The sequence below is a fragment of the Pedobacter sp. genome, assembly GCF_035566355.1.
In the GTDB taxonomy this organism is placed as follows: domain Bacteria; phylum Bacteroidota; class Bacteroidia; order Sphingobacteriales; family Sphingobacteriaceae; genus Pedobacter.
Window position 1 is genome coordinate 1 of record NZ_DATMRL010000096.1, and the last position, 7,273, is coordinate 7,273.

9 protein-coding genes are annotated in these 7,273 nt (G+C 43.6%); 2 read left to right on the plus strand and 7 right to left on the minus strand.

From position 1 onward, the window contains the following. The 4 genes from VNZ46_RS03695 to VNZ46_RS03710 form a co-directional block, all read right to left on the minus strand. On the minus strand, window positions 1–247 hold a 247-nt coding region (locus VNZ46_RS03695; RefSeq protein WP_325558741.1), incomplete at its 3' end, for a DUF763 domain-containing protein. A 34-nt stretch (window positions 248–281) separates the two neighbouring features. Continuing rightward, window positions 282–896 (minus strand): HAD family phosphatase, encoded by a 615-nt coding sequence (locus VNZ46_RS03700; RefSeq protein ID WP_325558743.1) that lies wholly within the window; start codon window positions 894–896, stop codon window positions 282–284. Between the two features lie 15 nt (window positions 897–911). Further along, window positions 912–1,931 carry a cytochrome d ubiquinol oxidase subunit II gene (locus VNZ46_RS03705; protein WP_325558744.1) on the minus strand — a complete coding sequence of 340 codons (1,020 nt, stop codon included), beginning with the start codon at window positions 1,929–1,931 and terminating at the stop codon, window positions 912–914. Between the two features lie 3 nt (window positions 1,932–1,934). Further along, entirely contained in the window at window positions 1,935–3,263 is a 1,329-nt protein-coding gene (locus tag VNZ46_RS03710) for a cytochrome ubiquinol oxidase subunit I (RefSeq protein WP_325558746.1), read from the minus strand. A 180-nt stretch (window positions 3,264–3,443) separates the two neighbouring features. Between VNZ46_RS03710 and VNZ46_RS03715 the strand changes: the two genes are divergently transcribed. Further along, entirely contained in the window at window positions 3,444–3,842 is a 399-nt protein-coding gene (locus VNZ46_RS03715) for a hypothetical protein (protein ID WP_325558747.1), read from the plus strand. A gap of 43 nt (window positions 3,843–3,885) precedes the next feature. Further along, complete coding sequence (locus tag VNZ46_RS03720; protein ID WP_325558748.1) at window positions 3,886–4,359, plus strand: hypothetical protein; 474 nt, start codon at window positions 3,886–3,888, stop codon at window positions 4,357–4,359. Window positions 4,360–4,481: 122 nt separating this feature from the next. On the opposite strand, the gene VNZ46_RS03725 is transcribed toward VNZ46_RS03720, so the two are convergent. The 3 genes from VNZ46_RS03725 to VNZ46_RS03735 form a co-directional block, all read right to left on the minus strand. Continuing rightward, complete coding sequence (locus VNZ46_RS03725; RefSeq protein WP_325558749.1) at window positions 4,482–5,687, minus strand: MFS transporter; 1,206 nt, start codon at window positions 5,685–5,687, stop codon at window positions 4,482–4,484. Continuing rightward, window positions 5,687–6,550 carry an ROK family protein gene (locus tag VNZ46_RS03730; protein WP_199076641.1) on the minus strand — a complete coding sequence of 288 codons (864 nt, stop codon included), beginning with the start codon at window positions 6,548–6,550 and terminating at the stop codon, window positions 5,687–5,689. Before VNZ46_RS03730 ends, VNZ46_RS03725 begins: the two co-directional genes overlap by 1 nt. A gap of 101 nt (window positions 6,551–6,651) precedes the next feature. Then, window positions 6,652–7,266: an ATP-dependent Clp protease proteolytic subunit gene (locus VNZ46_RS03735; protein WP_325558752.1), complete on the minus strand. Its 615-nt coding sequence runs from the start codon at window positions 7,264–7,266 to the stop codon at window positions 6,652–6,654. Window positions 7,267–7,273 lie beyond the last annotated feature (7 nt).

Consider the following 7,273-nt stretch of genomic DNA (forward strand, 5'->3'; position numbering starts at 1 on the left):
TCACGGCTCTTTTTAAAGCGCCCATTACCGAAGTTGTGATACCGGAAGAATGCCAGTCCATCCCCATTACGGCTCCAAAGCTTTGAAACCAGAAAGGGTCGCTCAGTCTACGCAACACTTCGGCTGTACCATACTCCGTGATGATGGCTTCCGTAATGGCAAAGCCCAATCTGGCCATGCGCTCCGCCAGCCATAAAGGCACAAAACCACCATGCAAGGGTAAATCTGCTGTTCCCGATCTCTTCATTGCTAACAAAATTAGCAATAAATATCTGAAATAACTATCCGAATTTGAACTGATCAATACGTATCCAATGCATACCTGCGGCTTTTGCGGCCTCAACCCCGGGAACACCATCTTCAAAAACCAGGCATTGAGCTGGTGCCACACCGAGTAATTCTGCAGCCTTCAGGAAGGGATCAGGATAAGGCTTCCCTCTTTCTGTATCACCAGAACAGACCAGGACTTCAACCAGGTCGCTTAAACCCAGGATCTCCAAAGTCCTGGAAATGGTCACCTTATCTCCGCCAGACACCACACCAATTCTTACACGCCCGGCATTCGCTCTCAGATGCGCCACAACGTAATCGATAGGTTGTATCTGATCAAGATAACGTGCGTTATAAATTTCTGCCTTACGGGCCTTAAAATCCTCCGGCACCAGCGAAGACTGGTAACGGCGGTTGATCTCTTCCACCACCTGCAGGATTGGCCACCCGGCAAGTTCATCAATAATTCCCGGGTCAAAAACCACCCCCTGTTCTGCAGCCACTTCTACATATGATTTGGTATGCATCGGCATATTATCCGTAAGTGTGCCATCACAATCGTATAAAAAGGCCTGGTAATCGCCTTGTGTAAGGCTGGAGAGTTTTTCAAAATTGGATTGCTCCATAAAATAAAATATAGATTAATGTTCAGTTAAACCTGACTTCTTTTTCTGAAACACATAAATCAGGTAAAAAAGTGCCGGAAGAATAAATAGACTACCGATCAGCAAAGCATAAGCCAGAGAATCAATCGTTTTAGCCTGCCCCTGATGGGCCAGCAAAGACAATTCCTCGCCATGCTTTAGCAACACGATATTTGGAAAATGCGTATAAGTAGCTGCAAACAGGATCATTGTAACCTGAAAACCCGCCAGAAGACGAAGTACTGCAGGCTTGTCCTTTTCAATCGTAAACCACATGATGATCAGCGAAATACTGGCCGTAGTAATGGCAACAATACCCAGGGGATGACCAAAAATCCATTCTCCCAAAGGAATATGCTCCGCATAAGCAGCTATAAAAACCAAAGCCCCTGCGAACATGACCACAAAGACACATCTTTTCGCTTTCCTGATGAATAAGGCTCTATCTGCCTCATTATCGGTTTGCCCGATAATAAAGATAGCCGCCAGGTAGCCGCAAATACTCACTGTAAATAAACCCACCGAGACAGAAAACCAGCTCAGCCAGCTCCACACATATGCAGAAAGGAAATCACCAGCCTGCAGATCAATTTGCCCCGATACAGAACTTGCAGCAATGATACCCAGGAAAAATGGCGTAACCAGACTGGAATAAATAAAAATGGAGGTGTAAACCTTTTGCATGTTGTCTTTTACCGCATCGTAATTACGGAATACAAAGGCTGTTCCCCTGGCAATAATCCCCAAAAGCATACAGACCAACGGGATATGTAAATAAACCGAAACCGTGGTGTAGATCTTGGGGAAACCGACAAACAAGATGACAATAGCAATGATCAGCCACATATGATTGGCTTCCCATATCGGGCCTATCGCCTCGTACATCGTCTTTCTAGCCCTCGCCCTGTTGGGTTTGGAGGTAAACAATTCAATAATCCCTGCACCAAAATCTGCTCCCCCAAGCAGTACATACAAGAGGATCGCTGTCCATAAAAAAGCAATAACTACATATACCATAACTTAATCATTTTGATGCTGAGCTCCTGAATCGTACAATTTACCAACCATCCTGATCTGACGGTACAACAAAAAAGTAACGATCACAGACAATGAAATATAAACTGCCGTAAACAGATAAAAGGAATACCGGATGCCAGGCATAGGGGTTACGGCATCTGCTGTACGCATCACCCCGTTAATGATCCAGGGTTGCCTGCCAACTTCTGTAACTGTCCATCCAGCCTCCAGCGCCAGAAAGCCCAGCGGAGTAGCCACTACAAACAGCATCAGCAACCATTTTTGGTCCAGCCACTGTTTTTTCTTCCACAAGGCTATAAAATACAATACCGCCAGGCCAAGCATGGCCATTCCCAATCCAACCATGATCTGAAAGGCATAATGTGTTACCGAAACAGGCGGCTGATCCTGAGGCGGGATCTTATCTAAACCCGTCACTTCCGCATTAAAATCACTGTGCGCCATAAAACTCAGTAAGCCTGGTATTTTTATGGCATATTTGACTTCTTTAGCCGCTGTATCCGGAATACCCCCAATAATTAAAGGCGCGGCCTTCTCTGTATGAAAATGAGCTTCCATTGCTGCAAGCTTGGCAGACTGCCGTCCAGCCACGTCTTTTGCCGAAATATCTCCGCTGATGGGCTGTAAACAGGCCGCAACTGTAGCAAACACCGCAGCAATTTTAAAAGCCTTACTGTGAAAAGGTACATTGCTCCCTCTTAAGATCATCAAAGCATGTACACCCGCTACGGCAAAACCTGTAGAAACAAAAGCTGCAATACACATATGCAGCGACTGGGAAAACCAGGCCTCATTAAACATGGCTTTTATAGGATCAATATTTAAATATTCTCCATTAACATAATCAAAACCAGAAGGGCTGTTCATCCAGGAATTGGCAGCAACCACTAATATTCCTGATACCAATCCACTAACCCCGACCACTACTCCAGTTGCCCAATGGAACCAGCGATTCACCTTGTTCCAACCATATAAATAAAATCCCAAAGCAATCGCTTCAATAAAAAAAGCTGTCCCTTCCAGCGAAAATGGCATTCCAAAAATGGGCCCTGCATGTTCCATAAACTTTGGCCATAAAAGACCCAGTTCAAAAGACAGCACCGTACCCGAAACTGCCCCTGTAGCAAAAAAGATAGCAACCCCCTTGCTCCAGGCCTGGGTCACATCCCGGTAAACTGCCTTTTTGGTTTTAAGCCAGATAAAATGGGCTACTGTCATAAAAAAAGGCATAACCATTCCAATACAGGCAAAGACAATGTGAAAGCCTAGAGAAAAGGCCATCTGGAGGCGAGCTGCTAAAAAATCATCCATAGGAACAGGAATTAAATAGGTGGTGCCACAACCGTGGCATACCGGCAAAATTAAGGGTTATTACCAAGGCACAAAGGAAGTCGAAGAAATAATTGCTGTTTAATTGTAAATTTATTCCCTGAGGTTGCAGAGGCGATACATTTGCCCAAAACAATTTGTTCTTTTCATTGTAATACCTGCATGTTTCAGCTGCACCAAGTTTATACACTTCTTTTACTGGCCATTCCTGTAGCCTGTGTGGCCTGGACGGTTACTCATGAAGAAATCTTCAGAGAACCCCGTGAATACTGTATCCAATGCTCCAAAGAGAAAAAGACCCTGGTGGCCAGAAAGTTCTTTTATGTATTCACCTGCGAATATTGTTTCAGCCACTACGTCACGGCTCTGATGTTGATAATGACAGGCTTCCACCTCTACCTCGATGACTGGAGAGGTTATGTCATTGCGGGCTTCTCCATGGTCTGGATGGCCAATATTTATATGAGCCTGTACAGTATGATCCGTATAGATCTTAAAAAGGAAAAAACACTGATCAAAAAAGAAGAACAGGCCATGAAAGAAGAGGAAACCGAAAGTTAATGCGGTACAATTTTTGTAACAACTCGTCTTAAAAAGCATCATTTTGTACAAAAAAAGCAAACTCGTATTTATAGATGACCTTCAGCAGCACAACCCAAAAGATGGCGGTGCAGCCTATTTTACAGCAAAAGCGCTGGTCATCGCAGAAGATAACGGCCAATACCAGGGAACCGAAGAAACTCTACGCATCAGTGATCTGATCTTAAAGCAATCCAGTTTTATTTATGATGGTGTTCATTCCCGGGAAGCACATAAACTCTATACTTGGCCACGTAACCTGGGAGATATGGCGGCCTGGGCGGCCAGCAAAAAAGCTTTTCTGGAACAGCATGTGATGAATTTCCCTATCCAGATCCATTCGGTACAGGAGCAGCAGCATCTCAACTGGGAATTTATCACACCTGAACAGTTCAAAAAGACACCACAAAACATTCAAACCTCAGTTGCCTTTCAGCACTATCTTGACCATATAGGTGACTATTTTTTCCTGCGTAAGGAACGCAACGACCCGGTTTAAAATATTTTTTTGTTCAGATATAATAAATAGAAAAAACAACCGTCTATATATCTGAGAGCGTTAATTTAAACGGGGGTGTTTCGGACGGAACATCCCCGTTTTCCTTTACGGGAAAACCTCTATTAAATCCTGTTCAAAACCAGCCGGCTGTAGCCAAAGGCACATAAGATCAGCAATCCAGCCATTGTTGCCCACAATACATTATATCCCATTTTTTCGGCCAGGAAAAACCCGGAAGTTGGCCCGATCACCTGGGCAAAAGAAGAACTCAGCGTATACCCTGCTGCATATTGTCCGCGGTTAAACTCATTGCTCCGGTGAATCACAAAAGTATTGATAAAGGGCAATGCCAGCATTTCTCCAAAGGTGAAAAACACCATAGAAACCATAGCCAGGGTTACCGGAAGAGATTTAGGGACCATAAATAAAGCAAAGGCAGCACCAGTTAGCAATACCCCCGCTACAATATAATAAATTGGTGACCGCTTATTTTCAATTTTACTGATCATCACCATTTCTACCAGGGCAATAATAATCCCGTTGGAACCCAGGATCACACCAATCAGTGCCTCGTTCATATGCCAGACTTCTTTAAAGAATAAAGGCACTACCCTAAACATTAGAAAGAAGCAGGTAAAAAAAAGTGTAGTCAACAGGATAAACTTCACAAACAAAGCGTCTTCCCAAGGCTTACGCACCACTACATCCTTAATTTTCTCCTGAACGGCTTTTCTATAACCTTTTACTACGGGTAGAAAAGCAAAAATAGCCACACCAGATAAAATACTCACTGCACCGTCTACAATAAACAGCAACTGATAATTAAAAGAAGCAATAATTCCTCCTAAACTGCTCCCAACTGCCCAACCCAGGTTGGTGGCCAGCCTGTTCAATGAATAAGAGCGTGTTTCCTTTCCCGGACTGGCGTACGAGGCAATCGCCGCGAAGTTGGCCGGCCGGAAAGCATCAGAAAAAAAACTGATCACCAGGGTTAAAAAACATAAGGTTTCAAAATGCCTGATGGTAGAAAAAAAGATAAAAAATGCCCCGCCGATAATGGTACTGAAAATCTGAACTGCCCGGAAACCAAACATGTCTGTAAATTTACCGCCAGCTGTCGCCCCCAGAATAGATCCCACACCAAAGATCGTAATGATCAGCCCGGCATCAGAAGTTGGCCGGTGCAAGTACTGCGTTACATATAAACTCATAAAGGGCACCGCCATATAACTGCTGCGGTTAATCAGCATCACGATACTCAAGAGCCATGTTTCCCGGCTCAAACCGGTAAAAGACTCTTTATAAGAAGAAATAACCTGCCGGATCATTAAAAAGTTGCAGATGCTGCACCTAATAAAGTCGCTTTTTCGTTTAACAAGGATTTTCTGACTGGAAAACTATAGCCCATCATTTCTGCCAGATTTCTGCGGGTATCATCCAGAAAGTACTTTTCAGCATTGGCAATATTTCCACCGATTACAGAAGCTAAAGGCATCTTCTTGCGGATAAACTTATATAAGAAACTCGCCAGATTCTGGCTAAACTCAGCAAAAATCTCTTTAAATTCAGGTTTTCCGGCATGCAGCTCCACCAGTTCTCTTACATCTTTAATGACTTCCCCGCTCAATTCAAAATAACGTTTGATAAACCAGCGGGTAGAGATATAATCCTCGGCAATCCCTTTGTTAAACGGCATTTTCCAGAAATCAGCATCCTTGGCCTGTCCATTCACATAATGTGCAGTACCCAGTCCGGTACCCAAGGTAATGCCGATTGCATGATCATAGCCATTCATGCTCCCGCTAAAAACTTCTCCCTGCAGAAAACAGGCTGCATCATTCATAAAATTAATTGCCGAGGGACTGATTTCCAGTTTTGCAGCCAGCATATCTTTAATATTTTTACCATATAAGGACCTGTATTTGTCCTGGTTCTTAATCAGGCTTACTCCTTTTTTGTATGCAAAAGGGCCTGGCATTGCAATATGAAGATTAGTATAAGATCCGGAATATGCATCTGCCACTTTATGTATACTTTTTGACCAGGCTTCAATAACTTCTTCCGTTGGTGCCTGACCATTGATGCGGTCCCTCACCCACGTGCCTTCTATGATCTGTTTCTGGTCAAGGTCTATAAGTGCAGCAGTAATATGAGATCCTCCTATATCAATACCCATTACAATTCTTTCCATATTCAACTATTTAAAATCAGATTGCAATTATACATGAAAAAGTAAATAAATCTCAATCTGAATCCCTAAACTTTTATTAAACAGGAAATATTTTGAACCAATTACGCTTTCAGTACTTCGTCGACCATCCCAAAATCCCTTGCCTCTTCTGCAGTCATCCAGTAATCCCTGCGAGAAGCCTCATTGATCCGTTCAAAACTTTGCCCGCTGTGCGTTGCCAAGATCTGGTAAAGATCAGTCTGTACTTTTAATACTTGTTTAATGCTGATGTCCATATCTTCTGCTGTACCCTGTGCACCACCTGAAGTTTGGTGGATCATCACCCTGGAATGCTTCAGTGCAGATCTTTTCCCAGCAGCACCTGCACAAAGCAATACAGAACCCATAGACAAAGCGATCCCCGTACAAATCGTAGCTACATCTGGCGAAATATACTGCATGGTGTCATAAATTCCGAAACCTGCATAAACCGATCCGCCCGGTGAATTGATATACAGCTGTATATCTCTTTTTGGATCTGCAGACTGCAAGAAAAGTAACTGGGCCTGGATCACATTGGCAATCCTTTCGTCCACAGCCTCTCCCAGAAAAATGATCCGGTCCATCATCAAACGGGAAAACACATCCATCTGGGCCACATTCAACTGCCTTTCCTCCATGATATAGGGTGTCATTGCCAAAGGATGGTGCGCCGTATGGTTATTGGTTCTTGAAATAAAATGG

Coding starts and splice junctions, on each gene's coding strand:
- VNZ46_RS03730 (WP_199076641.1), bottom strand. CDS start 6,550: ATGGAAAGAATTGTAATGGGTATTGATATAGGAGGATCTCATATTACT.
- VNZ46_RS03715 (WP_325558747.1), top strand. CDS start 3,444: ATGTTTCAGCTGCACCAAGTTTATACACTTCTTTTACTGGCCATTCCT.
- VNZ46_RS03700 (WP_325558743.1), bottom strand. CDS start 896: ATGGAGCAATCCAATTTTGAAAAACTCTCCAGCCTTACACAAGGCGAT.
- VNZ46_RS03725 (WP_325558749.1), bottom strand. CDS start 5,687: ATGATCCGGCAGGTTATTTCTTCTTATAAAGAGTCTTTTACCGGTTTG.
- VNZ46_RS03710 (WP_325558746.1), bottom strand. CDS start 3,263: ATGGATGATTTTTTAGCAGCTCGCCTCCAGATGGCCTTTTCTCTAGGC.
- VNZ46_RS03705 (WP_325558744.1), bottom strand. CDS start 1,931: ATGGTATATGTAGTTATTGCTTTTTTATGGACAGCGATCCTCTTGTAT.